Here is a 17,304-nt window from a genome sequence, read left to right on the forward strand (position 1 = left end):
TCAAGGCCTATCGGTTCAGATCAGCGTGACGCCAGTCTTGGCTTGCAACGCTTCATGCGTAACGCCCGGCGCCAGCTCAACCACCTTCAGGCCCAGTGGCGTCACGTCCATCACCGCCAGGTCGGTGATGATGCGGTCCACCACGCCGACGCCCGTCAGCGGCAGGGTGCATTGCGGCAAAATTTTCAGGTCGATGGTGCCGTCCTTCTTTTTGGCGACATGCTCCATCAGCACGATCACGCGCTTGACGCCGGCGACCAGGTCCATCGCGCCGCCCATGCCCTTGACCATCTTGCCCGGAATCATCCAGTTGGCGAGGTCGCCCTGCTCGCTGACCTGCATTGCGCCCAGGATGGACAGGTTGATCTTGCCACCGCGAATCATCGCAAAGCTGTCGTGGCTGCCAAAAATCGACGAGCCCGGCAGCGTGGTCACGGTCTGCTTGCCGGCATTGATCAGGTCGGCATCCACCTGGTCTTCAGTCGGGAACGGACCGATGCCCAGCATGCCGTTTTCCGACTGCAGCCAGACTTCCTTTTCGCTGGGAACGAAATTGGCGACCAGCGTCGGAATGCCGATGCCGAGGTTGACGTAGAAACCGTCTTCGAGTTCCTGGGCAGCGCGGGCTGCCATTTGGTCTTGGGTCCACGGCATGCTTCAGGCTCCTTGTTGGCCACTGGCGGCCTTGATGGTGGATGGGACGGGTTCGTCGGCAGTGACGACTGCAGCCTGGGCAATGGCCGCCTGTGCCTCGACCTTGGCGGCGGCGGCATCGACCGGCGCCTCGGCCACCGTGCGTTTTTCAATGCGCTTTTCAGGGTTCGGGTTGTGCACGATGCGGTGCACGTAAATGCCCGGCAGGTGCACCTGGTCGGGCTCCATGTCGCCGGTTTCCACGATCTCTTCCACCTCGACAATGCAGATCTTGCCTGCCATGGCCACGGCGGGGTTGAAGTTGCGGGCGGTCAGGCGGAACTGCAGGTTGCCCGACTTGTCGGCCCGGTGTGCCTTGACCAGTGCCACGTCAGGCACCAGGGCGCGTTCCATGACGTAGGTTTCTCCGTCGAACTCGCGCAGTTCCTTGCCTTCGGCCACCAGGGTGCCAACGCCTGTCTTGGTGAAGAAGGCCGGAATGCCGGCGCCGCCGGCGCGCAGCTTTTCGGCCAGGGTGCCCTGCGGCGTGAATTCAAGTTCCAGCTCCCCGGCCAGGTACTGGCGCTCGAACTCCTTGTTTTCACCCACATAGGACGAAATCATTTTCTGGATCTGCCGCGTCTCCAGCAGCTTGCCCAAACCGAAGCCGTCGACGCCGGCGTTGTTGGAGATCACCGTCAGGTTCTTGACGCCGGTATCGCGCAGCGCGTCGATTAGCGCCTCGGGAATGCCGCACAGGCCAAAACCGCCAACAGCGAGCAGTTGTCCGTCCTGGACGACGCCCTGAAGGGCTTGTGCAGCAGAGGGATAAAGTTTCTTCACAAAAATGTCTCCTTGTTTCGTTCAGCCTTCAGGACGCTTTCATGCGCCTGTCCGGTCCATTACGATACTACCTATTGCGCTACGTAGTTTCTCTTAAAGGTTTGCCCTGATGTCAACGGATTACCAACTGGCTTTCGATCTGGCTCCGGTAGGGCTTGTATTGTCCCGCAATCGCTCGATCCTCGATTGCAACCAGCATGTTTGCGAAATGTTCGGCACTACACGCGAGCAGCTGGTGGGCCAGTCCTTCCTCATTCTCTACCCCAGCGCCGACGAGTACGAACGGATCGGCGTGCGCATGCTTCCCATCCTGAATGCCACCGGCATGTATTCGGACAACCGCATCATGAAGCGGGTCGATGGGCGATGCAAGGGCGAGACCTTCTGGTGTCACGTCACGGGCCGGGCGCTGAACCGCAATGCGCCGCATGAGTCCGGCATCTGGACCTTTGAAGACCTGAGCGCGAACCGGCCGGTGACAGCCGAACTGACAGCCCGCGAGCGCGAGGTGGCAGCCCACCTGATGCGCGGCCTGACATCCAAGGAGATCGGACGCGCCCTGATCATCAGCCACCGCACGGTGGAGATTTACCGCGCGCGCCTGATGCGCAAATTCAAGGCATCAACCACGGCCGATCTGGTGCAAAGGCTGATGGCCGGGGATTGATGCCCTGCCCTGGCAGGCGCTTTCCGTCTGCCACGGGCTTGAAGCGGTCAGACAGCCCAGAGGGGTGTTCAGGCGTTGTCGAGGTCGGTCTCGCGCCGGATCGATTCGCGGGCGCGGTGGTCGCGCAATTTGCCCAGGCTATGTTCAAGCACGCGCTTGAGCTTTTCGCTGGCGCCCCGGAACGCTTCGTCCTGGTTGGCGCCATGGTGGTTGACCGCGACAGGTTCGCGGTTGGCCAGCCGGGCTTCCATCATGCAGCGCTTGTGGTCGGGACTGATCTTTTCGCCGTTTTCGTCACTCATGTGAACTTCGATGCGGGTGATCTCGTCCTTGTAGCGGCTGAAGGAATCATTGAGTTCGGCGTTCGCCCAGCGTTCGAACGATTCGCCCGTGTCAATGCTGTTGTTGGAGTTGATCTGAATTTGCATCTGCTTGGTTCCTTTTCTGGAGAAAACGCAGCATCTGGCCAGGCGGTCGTGCTGCGTGGTGACACCGCCAAAAAGGCGGAAGCGAAAAACCATTATGTCCCTGCAAACTGCAAGCGCCTGTAGTCCACATGCTCCGCCCGGATGTTGGGCCGCGATGATGCCATCGATCAATGGTTTTTTACCAAACTTGCTATTTTATCAATAGCATAAAACGCATATGACTATTGCGCAGATGCACTAAAACTCTTGAAATTCCAGTGCTACTACACGGCGGGCACAGATTGATCTGCTGTCATTCCTTCTTCGGGCCGTCCACCACTTCGGCGGCGGTGCGAAAGGCCTCTACCGCCGTCGGCACGCCGCAATAGACCGCTGCATGCAGCAGCACTTCCTGCAATTCGGCCGGTGTCGCGCCATTGTTCAGCGCACCGCGCACGTGACCCTTGAGTTCATGCTGCTTGCCCAGCGCGGTCAGCATCGCCACGGTGATCAGGCTGCGGGTCTTGAGGTCAAGGCCGGGCCGCTGCCAGACATCGCCCCACGCCTTGGCCGTGATGTGCTCCTGAATCGGCCGGGTGAAGTCGGTTACGCCAGCCAAGGCGTTGGCGACAAACGCTTCCCCCATCACCTGCTTGCGGGTGGCCAGGCCCTTGTCGAAATCCTGGTTGTCCTTGTCAGCGTTTTTCTTGTCGGTTTTGTCGATTGCAGCGGTCACGGTGTACTCCGGAAAAATCATGAGAATAATTCAAGTGACTTCCTAATAAAAAAGCCTGCCCTGGTCTTCACCGGGGCAGGCTCAGGATCAATCCTGATCAATCAATCAGGCCAGGTCGAAGCGATCCAGATTCATCACCTTGTTCCAGGCCGCCACAAAGTCACGCACGAAGGCCGGCTCCGAGTCGCTGCACGCATAGACTTCCGCGATGGCGCGGAGTTGGGAGTTGGAACCAAAGACCAGATCAACCACGGTAGCTGTCCACTTCAATTCACCCGTCGTCCGGTCACGGCCTTCGAGCACCCCTTCGCTGGCCATGGACTTCTGCCACTGGGTGCGCATGTCGAGCAGGTTCACAAAGAAGTCGTTGCTGAGGGTTTCAGGGCGCTGGGTGAAAACACCCTCCTTCACGTTGGCCGCGTTGGCATTGAGGACGCGCAGGCCGCCCAGCAGAACCGTCATCTCGGGCGCGGTCAGCGTCAGGAGGTTCGCACGATCGACCAGTTGCTCGGCTGCCGACGCATGCTGGCCCTTGCGGGTGTAGTTGCGAAAGCCATCTGCAGTCGGCTCCAGCACGGCAAAAGCCTCCACATCGGTCTGCTCTTGTGAAGCATCCATGCGACCCGGGGAAAAGGGAACCTTCACATCGTGCCCGGCCTTTTTGGCCGCCGCCTCGACGGCAGCGCAGCCGCCAAGCACGATCAGGTCGGCCAATGAGACCTTCTTGCCGCCGGACTGCGCGCCATTGAAATTCGTCTTTATCGCTTCCAGCACCTGCAGCACCTTCGCCAGTTCAGCCGGCTGGTTGACTTCCCAGTCCTTTTGCGGCGCCAGGCGAATGCGCGCACCATTGGCGCCGCCACGCTTGTCGCTGCCACGGAAGGTGGACGCCGAAGCCCAGGCCGTGCTGACCATTTGGGCGATGGACAACCCGGATGCGAGCATTTTTTCCTTCAGTGCCGCCACGTCCATTGCCCCGAGCAACTCATGATCGACGGAGGGAATCGGATCTTGCCAAAGCAGTTCAACTTTCGGAACCAGCGGCCCCAGGTAGCGCACGTTAGGGCCCATGTCGCGGTGCGTCAGCTTGTACCAGGCCTTGGCGAAGGTCTCGGCAAACTCCTGCGGATTCGCCATGAAGCGCCGCGAGATTTTCTCGTAGGCCGGATCCATGCGCAGGGCCATGTCGGCCGTGGTCATCATCGGGGCATGACGCACGGACGGGTCATGGGCATCGGGCACGGTGGTCGCCGCCGCTGGGTCTATGGGCTTCCACTGATGGGCGCCAGCCGGGCTTTTTGTCAGCTCCCACTCGTAGCCAAACAGGTTCTCGAAATAGCCGTTGTCCCACTTGGTGGGGTTGTTGGTCCAGGCGCCCTCGATGCCGCTGGTGACGGTGTGCACGCCCTTGCCGCTGCCAAAAGTATTTTTCCAGCCGAGGCCTTGCTCTTCCACGCTGGCACCTTCGGGCTCGGGGCCGACATATTTGCCCGGATCGGCTGCGCCATGGCATTTTCCGAAGGTGTGTCCGCCAGCGGTCAACGCGACGGTTTCTTCGTCGTTCATGGCCATGCGCAGGAAGGTTTCACGAATGTCGCGTGCCGATCCCAGTGGGTCCGGCGTGCCATTCGGGCCTTCGGGGTTCACGTAGATCAGTCCCATCTGGACCGCCCCGAGAGGGTTGTCGAGTTGACGATCGCCGGTGTAGCGCTTGTCGCCCATCCACTCGGCCTCAGGGCCCCAGTAAATCTCTGCAGGCTCCCAGACGTCCGGGCGTCCACCGCCAAAGCCGAAGGTCTTGAATCCCATCGACTCCATGGCAACGGTGCCGGTAAGAACGATCAGGTCGGCCCAGGAAAGCTTGCGGCCGTACTTCTGCTTGATGGGCCAGAGCAGGCGGCGCGCCTTGTCGAGGTTTGCGTTGTCCGGCCAGCTGTTGAGCGGCGCAAACCGCTGCGTGCCCGAGCCCGAGCCACCACGGCCATCGGCGATACGGTAAGTGCCGGCACTGTGCCAGGCCATGCGGATGAAGAACGGACCGTAGTGACCGTAGTCGGCCGGCCACCAGTCTTGCGAATCCGTCATCAGGTCAGTCAAATCCTTGACGACGGCATGCAGGTCCAGGGTCTTGAACTCCTCGGCATAGTTGAACGCCAGGCCCATGGGGTTGGACAGCGGGGAATTCTGGTTAAGAATCTTGAGGTTCAGCTGATTGGGCCACCAGTCTGCGTTCGTTCTGGTGCCAGCCAGTGCCTGTTTCCGGGCGCCGCCCGAAAATGGGCAGGTGCCTTCGCTTTCCATTTTTTGCTCAGCCATGATTGATTCCTTTGTGATGATTAAGTGGCGCCGATGACGGCAGCGTAGAACCTGGCAATGCCGCCGGGATTCAGGACTCCATGTTCAAGACGGGTTCTGGAGCCTGCTCATGGCATTGAAATTTGCCTGAATGCGTCTGAACAGTTGAGCTGACCTGAGACGGAAGTCTAGGGCTCCCAGTTAAATATTCAAAGTCAATTAAAAGTATTCTCTTAATAGTTTTTATTTATGCCTCTCATTCAGTCTTGTTTCCCGATGGCGACGGGCAGTCAACGCTTTGCAGTTAGGCTTGGGGCTAAGACATTCGCAAATCTTTTCAAGGAAACCGTCATGAACAGCCCAAACAGCCCAAGCACCGCACCTCGATACCCTGCCCCGGAACTGAACGACCTGCCTGACGACATCAAGGCCAAAATTCTGGAAGTTCAGGAAAAGGCCGGCTTCGTGCCCAACGTGTTTCTGGCGCTGGCCCGCCGTCCGGCCGAATGGCGCGCTTTCTTTGCCTACCACGATGCCATCATGCTCAAGGAAGAAAGCGGCAACCCCAATGGCTCACTGACCAAGGGGGAGCGCGAAATGATCGTGACCACCACCAGCGCGGCCAACGGCTGCCTGTACTGCGTGGTGGCGCACGGCGCCATTTTGCGGATTTATGAAAAGAAACCGCTGGTGGCCGACCAGGTGGCGGTCAATTACCGCAAGGCCGATATTTCGCCGCGCCAGCGCGCCATGCTCGACTTTGCGATGAAGGTCTGCCTGCACTCCGACCAGATCGAGGAAGCAGACTTCGAGGCCTTGCAGGCGCATGGTTTTGACGACGAGGACGCATGGGACATTGCCGCCATCACGGCGTTTTTCGGCCTGTCCAACCGCATGGCCAGCTTCAGCGGCATGCAGCCGAACCCGGAGTTCTACCTGATGGGGCGTTTGCCGAAAGCACCAAGGCCGGCTTGATTGCTATTGATTCAATATCTGTCAATGCACGCTGATAGTGCGCAAAAGCTATTTTTGACTGTAATTTCAACCCGCAGCCCGCAAGGCCAAAACCGCATTCGTTCCACCGAAGGCAAATGAGCTGGACAGCATGCTGCGCACTGTCACGCCCTCGCGGGCGGCGTTGGGCACATAGTCCAGGTCACACGCCGGATCGGCCTGCTGCAGGTGCATGGTCGGCAGCGCCACCGAATGCTGCATCGCCATCAGCGACAGCACGCATTCCAGCGCCGACGTGGCGCCCAGAAGATGGCCGTGCAGCGCCTTGGTGGCGCTGATCGGGATACGGGACGCACGACTGCCAAACACCTCCTTGATGGCGGCCGTCTCGATGCCGTCATTGGCCGGGGTGCCGGTGCCGTGGGCATTGATCGCATCCACCTCGTCTGCCGCCATGCCGGCTGATTGCAGCGCGGCGCGCAGGGCCGCCGCCTGGCCTGCGGCGCTGGGCCGCGTGATGTGTCCGGCGTCGGTGAACAGGCCATAGCCTGCCAGTTCGCCGTGAATCGTCGCGCCCCGCGCCAGCGCACGGTCCCACGGTTCGAGCACCAGCAGGGCCGCGCCCTCGCCCAGCACCATGCCGCTGCGGTTTCTGGAAAAAGGTTTGCACGATGCAGACGGGTCGGCCACATCAAGGCTGGCCACGGTGCGCAGCGCTTCCCAGGCTTTGAGCGAACCGAAGCACAGCGGGGCTTCCGTGCCGCCGGCCAGCGCCATGTCGATGTCGCCACGGGCAATCCGCAGCCAGGCCTCGCCGATGGCCACGGCCGACGACGAGCAGGCGGTCGAATAGCTCAGGTTCGGCCCGCTCCAGTGTTGCTCGATGCCAATCCAGGCGGCCGGCGCATTGTGCATGCCCGTCAAGACCAGGAAGGGCTTGATGCGGTCGGAATCCTCGCCGTAAAGCGTCTGGTAGCCGTCGTCTATGCTGCCGATGCCGCCCATGCCGGTGCCGATGAAGATACCGGCGCGGTGGCGGTCTGCCTCTGCCAGGGCAGGCTGCGCATCGGCCAGCGCCTGGCGGGCCGCCACCAGCGCGAACTGGCTGACACGGTCCAGCATGCGCAACTGGGGCGGGTCGAAATGGTCGGCGCCGTTGAAGGCCACCGTGGCGCCCAGCGGCGCGGAAATCCGGTGGGCGAACGGAACATCGAGCCGGTGAACGGCCGAACGCCCGGCGCGCGCGGCGGCAAATGCTTCTCCCGCACTGTTACCCAGGGGCGACACCACGCCCATGCCGGTGACGGCAACCCGCCTCACGGCACAGTGGGCGAAGTGGCTTGAGGCAATGCGGCCGGCGGCGCGGCGGCCGGTGCGCCAGCCTGGCCCTGCGGCCTGGCCACCAGTTCGTCAATAAAGCGCACCACGTCGCCGAGGGTCAGCAGTTGCACCGGTTCGGGAGGCAGGCTGATGCCGAACTCGTCTTCTATGTTGAACAGCAGGTCGGCAACGCCCAGGGAATCGATACCCAGGGCTTCGAGCGGCGCGTCTGGCGTGAGTTGCCCGGCCTGCAGCTTGTAGTCCTTCATCAAAATGGCGCTGAGCCGGTCGAATGTCGTGTTGCCTGTCATGTCTTTCCTTTGCTTTATCCGGGATCAAGGTGAGCTGTAGTCGCTGCGACGGGCCCGGCGCCTGCGGCCAGCCAGCTTGCCATGGCCGGGCTGATTGCGCAGCTGATTTTGCCGCCCCGGCGCGCGCCCTGCGTCATCAGCCCGGGCCAGCGGCCCAGCAGCCCCAGCCACGGCGATATCAAGCCGGGCCGCATGGCCAGGTGGGCCAGGCTGGCGGCCAGCCGAAGGCGCGGCGCGAAATGACGACGCCATTCGGCCGTATAGCGACGGCGCACGCCCGACTGCCAGACGCTATTGGCCAGGCCATCGGGCGGCCTGGCCGACTGCAGCAGCTGCGCGCACAGCAGCCAGGCCGACTGCATCGCCATGCTCATGCCTTCGCCGATGATGGGATGCGCCTCGCCCGCCGCATTGCCGATGCGAAACAGTGCGTCGTCAGCGCGCAGCCTGATGCCCGGATCAATCGGGCCGGTGGCCAGCCAGGCGCCTTCGCGCTGCGCCGGACCCAGCGCCTGCGCCACGCCGTCGCACGCCTGCTTCAAATAAGCCTCGACCGCCTCGCCTGCGCCCAGGCCCGGGTGCAGGCGACGGCAGGCCTCAAGACGGTCTTCACGAATGCAGCAGGCCAGCGTGGTGATGCCCTGGTCAGCCAGCACCATGCCACCGTAGCCGCCTTCGAATGACAGCACCGGCAGCAGGCCGGGCGCAAGACCTGCATGGCGGAAATTGGCCTTAAAGGCAAACAGGTCGCTGGGCTGGCGCGCCAGGCGCCGCTCGGCGCGGCCCGTGGGCAGGGGCTCCCACGAGCCGTGCGCGGCAATCAGCACTGGCGCATGCAGTTCTTCCCGCTGGTCCGAACCGATGGCGCGGATATCGCAGCGGTGGTCGCCCACGCTGCCACCAAGCGCCTGCACCGACCACGGCTGCAACACCAGCACCCCGCTGGCACGGGCCTGCGCCAGCAGCAGCGTGTCGAGTGTTTCACGTCCCAGCGCCCTGCCCCAGGCGCGATCCGGCAGGTTGGCAGCCGGCAGGTCGGCAATGAAGGTTCGCGGTCCCTGCATCAGCGCCACCTGGCGCAGTTCCGGACCTGCACTGGCGTCAAATTCAGCGCCTATGCCCAGGGCATCGAGCAGCGGCAGGTTGCTGGCCGCCAGGCATTCACCGCAGACCTTGCGGCGGGGAAAGCGCTGCTTTTCTACCAGCGCCACCGACCAGCCAGCCCGTGCCAGCAGCACGGCCGCAGTCGAGCCGGCCGGCCCGGCCCCGATGATGATGGCGTCGAAATGGGTGTTCATGGGAGTGCTTCAGCCCCGCCCAGGCCGCTTCGTTCGGCCAGGAAACAATGGCTGAACAGGCCCGCCGACGATTCGCTGACGGTCCAGAACGACCGATCGCCCGGCCACAGCGCGCTGAGTTCCTGGTCCCGGAATCCGGCATGAACGCTCAGCACGGCGTCCTGGCGCGTCACCGCATTGGCGCCTATCACCCCGACCAGATAGCTGCCGGCCAGGGCAAGCCCCGCGCGGCGCGGCTCGCAGGCCAGAAAACGTCGTGCGCGCGATTCGATCGCCGCCAGCAGCGTGGCGAGTTCCGGGCCTTCGAAATGATGCAGGAACAGATTGGCGACGATGACATCCCAGCGCGCGCTTGGCTCGCGCACCGCCGGCGACTGTGGTGAAGCCCAGTCGAACACATCCACAACATGGGCGCTGGCGGTCCAGCCAAGACGGGCATAGTCGTCCAGGGTGGAGCGGCTCACCAGGTCCTGCCGGTCCAGCAGCGTGATTTCAACCGCCGGACAGCGCGCGCCAAGAGCCCCGGCGACACCCAGCATCAGGCTGCCGTCGCCTGCGCCTAGTTCGAGCAGTCTGAGGGGCGCAGCCGAAGGACGGGAGGCCAGCAGACGCTGCAGCGACCGCGTCATGATGGCGCGCGTGCCCATGAGCCGGTGGATGCGCTGCAGGTCGCGTCGAGAGCGCATGGCGGCCGGATCGTCTTCAGCCAGTCCATCGAGTGTTTCGGCGGCAACGTTGCGCGGCATGCTCATCATGCGGCCTGCACTTCCAGCAAGGCGCCATGGCAGCTGAAACCGGCGCCGAAAGACGACAGCCACCACCAGCCGCCAGGCGCACGGTCCTGCAGCGCAGCCTGCAGTACAAAATAGACAAAGGCACTGGACAGGTTGCCGTACTCGCGCAGCATGGCGGCGCTGTAGCGCAGGTCGGTGGGCGCCAGTTCCAGGCGGCGCTCCAGAGCGCGCAGCACATCGCGGCCGCCGGCATGCATGATCCAGGCGCTGATGACCTGGCGGCCCAGGCCTGCCCGATGCAGCACGGTGTCCAGCACCTGCTCTGCATAGTCGGCCGCCAGCGCGGGCACCTCCCGTGTCAGGATGTTGCGCAGCATGCCGGCGCGCTGCTCGAACTTCAGGGCATCGCGCCGGGACGGCTCCAGCAGCGAGGCACTGTCCTTCCACTCGACCTGCCGGCCGGCCGCGCCCGGTGTGCGCGACAGCACCGCAGCGCCGGCACCGTCCCCAAACAGACAGGCGCTGATCAATACGCCGGGGTCGTTGTCAAGGTACATGGCGGCACTGCTGACCTCGACGCAGACCGACAGCACCCGTTCGCAGGCGCCCGACTTGAGGAGCGAAGCGCCGAGTTGCAGGTTGGGCAACGCCGCTGCGCAGCCCTGACCCACCAGGTCGAAGGCCAGAACATCGGGCCGCAGACCAAGCCGCTCGGCCACGTGGCCTGTCAGGCCCGGGCACACATAGCCGGTGCAGGTGCTGACCACCACCGCGTCGATGTCCTGTGCAAGGCAGCCGGCCCGGGCCAGGGCACGCGCGGCGGCTTCGGTGGCCAGTGCGGGCGCATGGTCCAAAAACCGTTGTGAAAGGGTGTCCGGGTCTATGCAGAACACATCGGCGAGTGAATCGACAGCCAGCCGGCGCGCTTCGATGCCGTTGTCGCGCTGCAGGACAGTGCGCGCCACCAGGTGGGCCCGGGCATCCAGCCGTTCAAACCACTCGGAATTCCGGAACGCGTCCAGGCACTCTGCCTTGGTGTAGCGCGATGCAGGCGTAGACGTTCCAATTCCGAGAAAAAACATGTGTCAGCCAGCCTTCTTGTAGTAGAGGCTAGCAGGATACGATCTTTCAAAATTCTCCGCGCAACCATTGAATGTCTCAGGCTGTAGGACAGTGCCGCCAGGCGCATCGACAACTGCGATGGCGGGCAGGTGGACGCCCGGCAGGCCCGAATGGACTCAAGCCTCATCCATTTCTCCAGACCTGCTACGCCTTGCGCCGATGGCGGTTTGACTCACCCTCCGATAGACACAGCCACCGCCCGGACTGGCCGGGAATGAGCGCTACCTACGCGATTCCGGGCTTCAGGCAGTGGCTGCCTGAAGCCCGGAATCTTGTGGATCAGATGCGGCTAATGAGGCAAGAGGCTTCAAGCCTTAGCAAGCATGCCGGGACCAGAAATAGGTGCTGATGGTCGGGTTGTAGCCAGGATTGGCAAATTTGGCCTTGTACTGGTAACCGTTTGAATACGTCACCACGCTTCCGGCAGCATATTGCCTGCCTTGTGTCCAGGTCGAGCTGCTGCATGTCGGTGCCGGTGCAGGTGCCGGAGTGGGCACCGGGGCGGGTGCGGGTGCAGGTGCGGACGACACCGCGCAGATGTATTGCGACCAGAAGTAAGTGCTGATGGTCGGGTTGTAGCCTGGGTTGGCGAAGTTGGCTTTGTACTGTTTGCCATTGGAATAGCTCACGATGCTGCCGGCAGCATATTGTTTGCCCATCACCCAGTCCGAGCTGCTGCATGCAGGGGCTGGTGTTGCCGGGATGATTACCGGCGGTTGAGTTGCTGTCGGTGGCGTGGATGGAATTGGGGTTGGTGTCGGTATTGGAGTCGGGGTCGGCGCAACAGAGCCACCGGCTGTCTTGAAGATGTTCAAGAACTGGTAGCTGGACTGCGCGACGCCACTGTACGAGCCCAGATCGTTCGAAGCGTTGGTGGCTTGCGCCTGGTCGCGTTGAAATGACCAATAGGAAAGCAGGCCGATCCCGTTGGCCTTGACAAAGTCGGCAATCGTTTTGGCATCAACCAGCGAGAAAGTCGAGCCGTCATCGTTTTTTCCGATCATGGGCGTCATTCCCATCATGGCGTGCAACTGCGCCTGGGTCTTGTTCGGATAGAGGGTTGCCATCTGGCTGGCCGCAGCGCGGAAGGTCACGATGGATGCCTGCGCCACTGTGGAAGGCACGACCATGGTCCTGAGATTTTCAACGCCAAAGCTCATGGTCATCACGTTGACCATGCTGATCCGCACGCCTGCAGCGATCGCCGTCTTCAACAGATTCATCGAGTTGGCATCAACACCGCGAAGCCAGCCAGGCAAGGTGAAGGACGTATAGAGATCGGGGTACTTGGCCTGAAGGCGAACCAGGACACGGGTCCTGCGGGCACTGCCTTCGACATCGAGCAACTGATGCCCCTCGATATCCCAGTCAATCCGGCGGGTTCCGGAATCGACTATCAGCTTGTCAAGCAAGTTGAAAAGCTGGTTGTCGTCCTTGCAGGCAATCTCTGCATACACGCCGTTTTGTCCACCGAACGAAATGATGAGCTGACCACCTGAGCCGATATACGTCCGGGCATCCGGAAGCTTGTTCAGCAATTCCTGGTCAAGAGCGCAGTTTCCCTTGGTAATGGCGAAGGCCAGTGTTGCGCTGTCCAGGCCTGCCAAACGTTTAGCCTCGGTCAAAGTGCTGCCGCTCCATGCATGAAAGTATGGAGCGATTTCAAGCGCGCTTGCGGACTGGCCAAGGTTAAGCAAGACCGCAGCAGTTACAGCGCTGGCAATCCTGGAGAAGTTACGGTTTTGCATATATATCCATTCAAATGTAAAAATCTTCGGAATTCCACCGAACAAAAAACCAACTGAGCCGTTTTTTTTCACTTTTTGAAGTGATTTCTAACTAGCAAATACAGCTCTGGCCGCCTGACATCCCATCAGGCTGAAGTGCAAAATCTGTGAAAAAACTGATTTATGCTTAACACTTGAATGAATCTTAATAGGTACCCAAAACCGTTTCATTTACATATTTTTAGTGAATTTCCTAGTTTTTACCTACAAAAAATGTAGGCACTTTCTTACAAAAGAAAGAAATTTTCATGGAAATTTTTTTATCCATTGAATTTCAAATCTCGTTTTAGCCTCAAAAGTTTGGCTTTGAAAAAGGATGGTTTTATAGACAAATGAACGGTTGCTGATTTGAAAAAAGCAGGCAGATGCCTATGACAGTGGAGCGCAAGCTTGCACTTTGAAAAAACAGATGTAGGTAGTTAATAGATACGCAAAATAACGTCAATTTGTAATTTAATTACAAAATTATTTTATTTCTACAAAGCAAAAATTAAATTAAATAAAGCAATTAATTTAATGTATTAATTAGTAATTAAATTTTTAGAGGTTGAAACCATGAAGTTACATAAAAACTTTTAGTTACTAACTTGTCATATTTCAATAAAAAAATGTAATTTCTAAAAAAATATCAATAATTCGTAAAAATTTGTAGTCATTTTCCTACCTGCTTGTAAGACAAGAGCAATTTTCAAGGCTGTCTTTTGACACAAAAAGTGCAAACAAGACAGGATTTCGGCTTGACACAATCGTTTTGAAAAAGGTTTTCGTATGAACCCTGTGCATGAGGGTATTCAGGCGATATCGGGAGGATGGGCCAAGGGACTTTGGCAAGCGCATAAGTCGGGCTTGTGTCGCAGGCATGGGCAAGAGATGGAGGTGTGTCGGTGTGGCTTGTACGGAGCCCTGGGTATTGCCTGAAGAAGGCAACAGACAGAAAAGATGACGCGAATCACCAGGGGACTCAAAGCAAGCGATGCTGAACCACGTCAACGCTTGCTGTTGAAGACCTGGGAGCGTTGAACACGCGAGATCAGGCGATGGTCGCCAGGAATGCGGGCAGGCAGGTGCTCAATGGCCAGAAACGCGGCAAGCGGCATGACATCTGCACATATGGACATGCCAGCTCAGTATTCAAAATGGCTTGCCGCCTTGCCGGAGCCATCAGAGACCAACCAGAAAAACCACCACTCTCAAGCTATTTTATTGATAGCTATAAGCGCACACCCAGACTGCGAAAAAAGCACTTTTTTACGTATATATCAGCCTTCGATCCTTTGACGCATCCAGTCCGGCAGGGTCTTTGCCTTTTGCGCAGGGAAGTCCACCCAGATGGTGGTCGCGCCGCCAGCAGCACAGATGACTCCAGGTTGTTCGGCCCGTTCCATGGTGGCCCAGGTTTCAAAGGTCGTTCGGCCGGGGTCGCTGACATACATCTTGATCAGCACCTCGCCAGGGTATTCGAGCTGCTTGTAGAAGTTGCAAAACGCATTGACGATCACCGGGCCTTCACCCTGCGGATCAGGCTGGCAGCCAATGGCATACATCCAGTCGATGCGGATGGTTTCCATGTAGCGAAAGTAGGTCCCATTGTTCAGGTGGCCCATGGCATCCATGTCGCCCCAGCGAATGGCAATGCGCATTTCATGAACCAGTTTTTTCTTCTCGGGAATTTCAATTTTCATGATTCAGCTTGTAATGAAGAGGCTCAGCGATGAGCCCTGATGGAAGCCAGGATGCCGAAGGTAAACAGTGCGCAGGCACCGATCTGGCCAGACGTCGGCCAGTGACCGTCCCAGACAAAAGAATACAGCAAGGCAAACAGCGTCTCGCTCACAATGAGCTGGCCACACAGGCTGGCGCTGAGCCGCTGGCTGGCGAGGTTCCACAAAATTGTCGCCAGCCAGGTCGAGCCAAAACCAGCGAACACGCACAGCAGCACAAACCGCATCGAGTCGGCACGCGCAGCTATTGCATGCATGGCTGAGCCGGCCGCAAGCCACATCAACAGCGCACCAACGCCGGTGGCTAAGCCCAGCCAGTTGGCCCAGTCGGTGGCGTTTACCTCCGGATGGCGCTTGAGCCAGGCTGAATTCAACAGCGCAAAGGCGGTCCAGCTCAGCATCGACACCAGTGCGTAGCCCATGCCGCGCCAAAAATGAAGGCCCGCGCCATTGGACGTGCCCGTAGTGGATGCCATCATGAGCAGCAACCCGGCCAGCGTCAGCGCAAGGCCTGGCAACAAGGCTGACCAGCGCAAACCATGCGGCTTGCCCAAGAGCATGATCCACAGCGGAATCGTGCCGATGAGGAGCGAAGGCATTTCGGTGCCGGCATCGCGAATCGCCAGTACCAGGAAAAGGTAATAGCCACTAAAACCCAGCACGCTCATACCGAGCGCAGCCACCAACTGGCGCAGCGTGGGCCAGCGACGGCGGCCCAAACCACACAGCATGGCAAGCGCTGCCACCAGGCCGTAAACAGCAAAGCGGCCGGAAGTCAGGTCTACCGAGGAATAGCCCCCATACCCCATCGAAAGCATGCGCGGTGCCACAAAGACCAGGCCCCACAGCGCACCGGCTGCCAGGCCTGCGAGAATTCCGGTCACCAATTGAACGTAGCCCCTGCCCTTGCTGATTCTGTTTCCAGATCACCTTGGCCAAGGCGCGATGACGTAAAACCATGCCGCAGCATGGCAAGGCAGAGCAGCAATGCCTGACATATCTGGAAATGGAATGAAATCGCGTGTGCCTCAGACTGAATAATTGCTGTTTGTTGCCATAAAACCGTGAATGCCCTATCGAATTTTGTCGAACAGCCTCGTCACTGGCGCGACACATGCTGATAAATTCATACGCATACTGAAGACGATCGACTGCTACCTCAATATTCGGGGATTTGAAAAGCGAACGGCCGGTTCCCCTCGCATTTCACGACATAAAATCCCCGGAAACCACACGGTCGACATCTTTACCCAATCATTATCAGCGAGTGCCACTGATGCAAACACAAGAAATCCTGGCCCAGTACGGCCCCCGAGAATCGATGGACTACGACGTGGTCGTGGTCGGCGGCGGCCCGGGCGGGCTGTCGGCGGCCATTCGCCTCAAGCAACTCGCCGCTGAAAAAGGCACCGAGCTTTCCGTCGTCGTGCTCGAAAAAGGCTCCGAGCCCGGCGCGCACATCCTGTGCGGTCATGGACCCCCGGGCCTTGAGCGAGCTGATCCCCGACTGGAAGGCCCTGGGCGCCCCGCTCAACCAGCCCGTCACCGCCGACGAGGTGCTGTTCCTCAGCGAGACCGGCTCGACGAAGACCCCGGCCTGGCTGGTGCCCGACTGCTTTCACAACGAAGGCAACTATGTCATCAGCCTGGGCAACGTCACGCGCTGGCTGGCAACGCAAGCCGAAGCGCTGGGCGTGGAGATTTTCCCCGGCTTTGCGGCTGCCGAGGTGCTCTACACCGACGCGGGCGCGGTCAGGGGCGTAGCCACCGGCAACCTGGGCATTGGCAAGGACGGCGAGCCGACGGATAACTTTCAGCTCGGCATGGAGCTGCTGGGCAAATACACGGTGTTTGCCGAAGGCGCGCGTGGCCACCTGGGCCGCCAGCTCATTTCCAGGTTCAAGCTCGACGAGGGCAAGGACCCGCAGGCTTATGCATTGGGCGTCAAGGAGCTGTGGGAGATCGACCCGGCCAAGCACCAAAGCGGCCTGGTGGTGCACACCGCCGGCTGGCCGATGGACAGTGACACCTACGGCGGCGGCTTTCTGTACCACTTAGAGGGCAACCAGGTCACGCTGGGCTTTGTCACCGGGCTGGACTACACCAACCCTTATTTGAGCCCGTTCGAGGAAATGCAGCGCTGGAAAACGCACCCGGCGATTCGCAAGTACCTCGAAGGCGGCAAGCGCATCGGCTACGGCGCGCGGGCCATCACCGCCGGCGGCGCACTGAGCCTGCCCAAGACGGTGTTTCCCGGCGGCGCGCTGATCGGCTGCGAGGCGGGGTATCTGAACGCCAGCCGCATCAAGGGCAGCCATGCGGCGATCAAGACCGGCATGCTGGCGGCCGAGGCGGCCTATGAAGCGGTGAGCGCCGGGCGCGAACACGACGAACTCGCCGCCTACCCGGCCGCTTATGACGCCAGCTGGCTGGCGCAAGAGCTGAACCAGGCGCGCAACTTCAAGGCCTGGTTCAA

The 17,304-nt window shown here is 60.3% G+C and carries 16 protein-coding genes and 1 pseudogene; 3 read left to right on the forward strand and 14 right to left on the reverse strand.

The window, feature by feature from the left end:
- Positions 1-15: 15 nt before the first annotated feature.
- Together GZ092_RS18355 and GZ092_RS18360 are read right to left on the reverse strand one after the other, a co-directional pair.
- Positions 16-654 (reverse strand): CoA transferase subunit B, encoded by a 639-nt coding sequence (locus GZ092_RS18355; protein WP_293638489.1) that lies wholly within the window; start codon positions 652-654, stop codon positions 16-18.
- 3 nt (positions 655-657) lie between these two features.
- Positions 658-1,476 carry a CoA transferase subunit A gene (locus GZ092_RS18360; protein ID WP_293638490.1) on the reverse strand — a complete coding sequence of 273 codons (819 nt, stop codon included), beginning with the start codon at positions 1,474-1,476 and terminating at the stop codon, positions 658-660.
- A 109-nt stretch (positions 1,477-1,585) separates the two neighbouring features.
- Here GZ092_RS18360 and GZ092_RS18365 point away from each other — a divergent pair, with 109 nt between their 5' ends.
- Positions 1,586-2,143 (forward strand): PAS and helix-turn-helix domain-containing protein, encoded by a 558-nt coding sequence (locus tag GZ092_RS18365; RefSeq protein WP_293638491.1) that lies wholly within the window; start codon positions 1,586-1,588, stop codon positions 2,141-2,143.
- Positions 2,144-2,211: 68 nt separating this feature from the next.
- Here the strand turns inward: GZ092_RS18365 and GZ092_RS18370 are convergent, their stop codons facing one another.
- The 3 genes from GZ092_RS18370 to katG form a co-directional block, all read right to left on the reverse strand.
- Positions 2,212-2,571: an HPF/RaiA family ribosome-associated protein gene (locus GZ092_RS18370; protein WP_293638492.1), complete on the reverse strand. Its 360-nt coding sequence runs from the start codon at positions 2,569-2,571 to the stop codon at positions 2,212-2,214.
- 292 nt (positions 2,572-2,863) lie between these two features.
- Positions 2,864-3,196, reverse strand: a complete 333-nt coding sequence (locus GZ092_RS18375; RefSeq protein ID WP_293638505.1) for a carboxymuconolactone decarboxylase family protein — start codon at positions 3,194-3,196, stop codon at positions 2,864-2,866.
- Between the two features lie 195 nt (positions 3,197-3,391).
- Positions 3,392-5,587, reverse strand: coding sequence for a catalase/peroxidase HPI (gene katG / locus GZ092_RS18380; protein WP_293638506.1), 2,196 nt, complete (start codon positions 5,585-5,587; stop codon positions 3,392-3,394).
- 345 nt (positions 5,588-5,932) lie between these two features.
- On the opposite strand from katG, the gene GZ092_RS18385 reads away from it, so the two are divergent.
- Positions 5,933-6,556: a peroxidase-related enzyme gene (locus tag GZ092_RS18385; protein ID WP_293638493.1), complete on the forward strand. Its 624-nt coding sequence runs from the start codon at positions 5,933-5,935 to the stop codon at positions 6,554-6,556.
- Between the two features lie 66 nt (positions 6,557-6,622).
- Here GZ092_RS18385 and GZ092_RS18390 read toward each other — a convergent pair whose 3' ends face one another.
- From GZ092_RS18390 to GZ092_RS18430, 9 genes are all read right to left on the reverse strand, one after another.
- Positions 6,623-7,855, reverse strand: a complete 1,233-nt coding sequence (locus GZ092_RS18390) for a beta-ketoacyl-[acyl-carrier-protein] synthase family protein (protein ID WP_293638494.1) — start codon at positions 7,853-7,855, stop codon at positions 6,623-6,625.
- Entirely contained in the window at positions 7,852-8,166 is a 315-nt protein-coding gene (locus GZ092_RS18395) for an acyl carrier protein (RefSeq protein ID WP_293638495.1), read from the reverse strand. Before GZ092_RS18395 ends, GZ092_RS18390 begins: the two co-directional genes overlap by 4 nt.
- Positions 8,167-8,180: 14 nt before the next feature.
- On the reverse strand, positions 8,181-9,464 hold the full coding sequence (locus GZ092_RS18400; RefSeq protein ID WP_293638496.1) for an NAD(P)/FAD-dependent oxidoreductase: 1,284 nt from the start codon (positions 9,462-9,464) through the stop codon (positions 8,181-8,183).
- Entirely contained in the window at positions 9,461-10,216 is a 756-nt protein-coding gene (locus tag GZ092_RS18405; protein ID WP_293638497.1) for a methyltransferase domain-containing protein, read from the reverse strand. The genes GZ092_RS18400 and GZ092_RS18405 overlap by 4 nt, the downstream gene beginning before the upstream one ends.
- Positions 10,216-11,280: a 3-oxoacyl-[acyl-carrier-protein] synthase III C-terminal domain-containing protein gene (locus tag GZ092_RS18410; protein ID WP_293638498.1), complete on the reverse strand. Its 1,065-nt coding sequence runs from the start codon at positions 11,278-11,280 to the stop codon at positions 10,216-10,218. Before GZ092_RS18410 ends, GZ092_RS18405 begins: the two co-directional genes overlap by 1 nt.
- A 354-nt stretch (positions 11,281-11,634) precedes the next feature.
- Positions 11,635-13,140 (reverse strand): hypothetical protein, encoded by a 1,506-nt coding sequence (locus GZ092_RS18415; protein WP_293638499.1) that lies wholly within the window; start codon positions 13,138-13,140, stop codon positions 11,635-11,637.
- Between the two features lie 953 nt (positions 13,141-14,093).
- Positions 14,094-14,225 carry a hypothetical protein gene (locus GZ092_RS18420; protein WP_293638500.1) on the reverse strand — a complete coding sequence of 44 codons (132 nt, stop codon included), beginning with the start codon at positions 14,223-14,225 and terminating at the stop codon, positions 14,094-14,096.
- A gap of 141 nt (positions 14,226-14,366) precedes the next feature.
- The gene (locus GZ092_RS18425; RefSeq protein WP_293638501.1) at positions 14,367-14,789 is read right to left on the reverse strand and encodes an acyl-CoA thioesterase; all 423 of its coding nucleotides are present in this window, start codon (positions 14,787-14,789) and stop codon (positions 14,367-14,369) included.
- Between the two features lie 23 nt (positions 14,790-14,812).
- The gene (locus GZ092_RS18430) at positions 14,813-15,715 is read right to left on the reverse strand and encodes a DMT family transporter (protein WP_293638502.1); all 903 of its coding nucleotides are present in this window, start codon (positions 15,713-15,715) and stop codon (positions 14,813-14,815) included.
- 389 nt (positions 15,716-16,104) lie between these two features.
- Between GZ092_RS18430 and GZ092_RS18435 the strand changes: the two are divergent.
- Positions 16,105-17,304: pseudogene (locus GZ092_RS18435) on the forward strand (NAD(P)/FAD-dependent oxidoreductase); the annotation flags it as partial.

This window comes from Polaromonas sp. (genome assembly GCF_010365105.1).
In the GTDB taxonomy this organism is placed as follows: Bacteria; Pseudomonadota; Gammaproteobacteria; order Burkholderiales; family Burkholderiaceae_C; genus Polaromonas.

What these genes read in the sequence shown, in the direction of transcription:
- GZ092_RS18370 (WP_293638492.1), bottom strand. Translation starts at nt 2,571, where the DNA reads ATGCAAATTCAGATCAACTCCAACAACAGCATTGACACGGGCGAATCG.
- GZ092_RS18405 (WP_293638497.1), bottom strand. Translation starts at nt 10,216, where the DNA reads ATGAGCATGCCGCGCAACGTTGCCGCCGAAACACTCGATGGACTGGCT.
- GZ092_RS18420 (WP_293638500.1), bottom strand. Translation starts at nt 14,225, where the DNA reads ATGTCCATATGTGCAGATGTCATGCCGCTTGCCGCGTTTCTGGCCATT.
- GZ092_RS18375 (WP_293638505.1), bottom strand. Translation starts at nt 3,196, where the DNA reads ATGGGGGAAGCGTTTGTCGCCAACGCCTTGGCTGGCGTAACCGACTTC.
- katG (WP_293638506.1), bottom strand. Translation starts at nt 5,587, where the DNA reads ATGGAAAGCGAAGGCACCTGCCCATTTTCGGGCGGCGCCCGGAAACAG.
- GZ092_RS18410 (WP_293638498.1), bottom strand. Translation starts at nt 11,280, where the DNA reads ATGTTTTTTCTCGGAATTGGAACGTCTACGCCTGCATCGCGCTACACC.
- GZ092_RS18425 (WP_293638501.1), bottom strand. Translation starts at nt 14,789, where the DNA reads ATGAAAATTGAAATTCCCGAGAAGAAAAAACTGGTTCATGAAATGCGC.
- GZ092_RS18365 (WP_293638491.1), top strand. Translation starts at nt 1,586, where the DNA reads ATGTCAACGGATTACCAACTGGCTTTCGATCTGGCTCCGGTAGGGCTT.
- GZ092_RS18395 (WP_293638495.1), bottom strand. Translation starts at nt 8,166, where the DNA reads ATGACAGGCAACACGACATTCGACCGGCTCAGCGCCATTTTGATGAAG.
- GZ092_RS18400 (WP_293638496.1), bottom strand. Translation starts at nt 9,464, where the DNA reads ATGAACACCCATTTCGACGCCATCATCATCGGGGCCGGGCCGGCCGGC.
- GZ092_RS18385 (WP_293638493.1), top strand. Translation starts at nt 5,933, where the DNA reads ATGAACAGCCCAAACAGCCCAAGCACCGCACCTCGATACCCTGCCCCG.
- GZ092_RS18355 (WP_293638489.1), bottom strand. Translation starts at nt 654, where the DNA reads ATGCCGTGGACCCAAGACCAAATGGCAGCCCGCGCTGCCCAGGAACTC.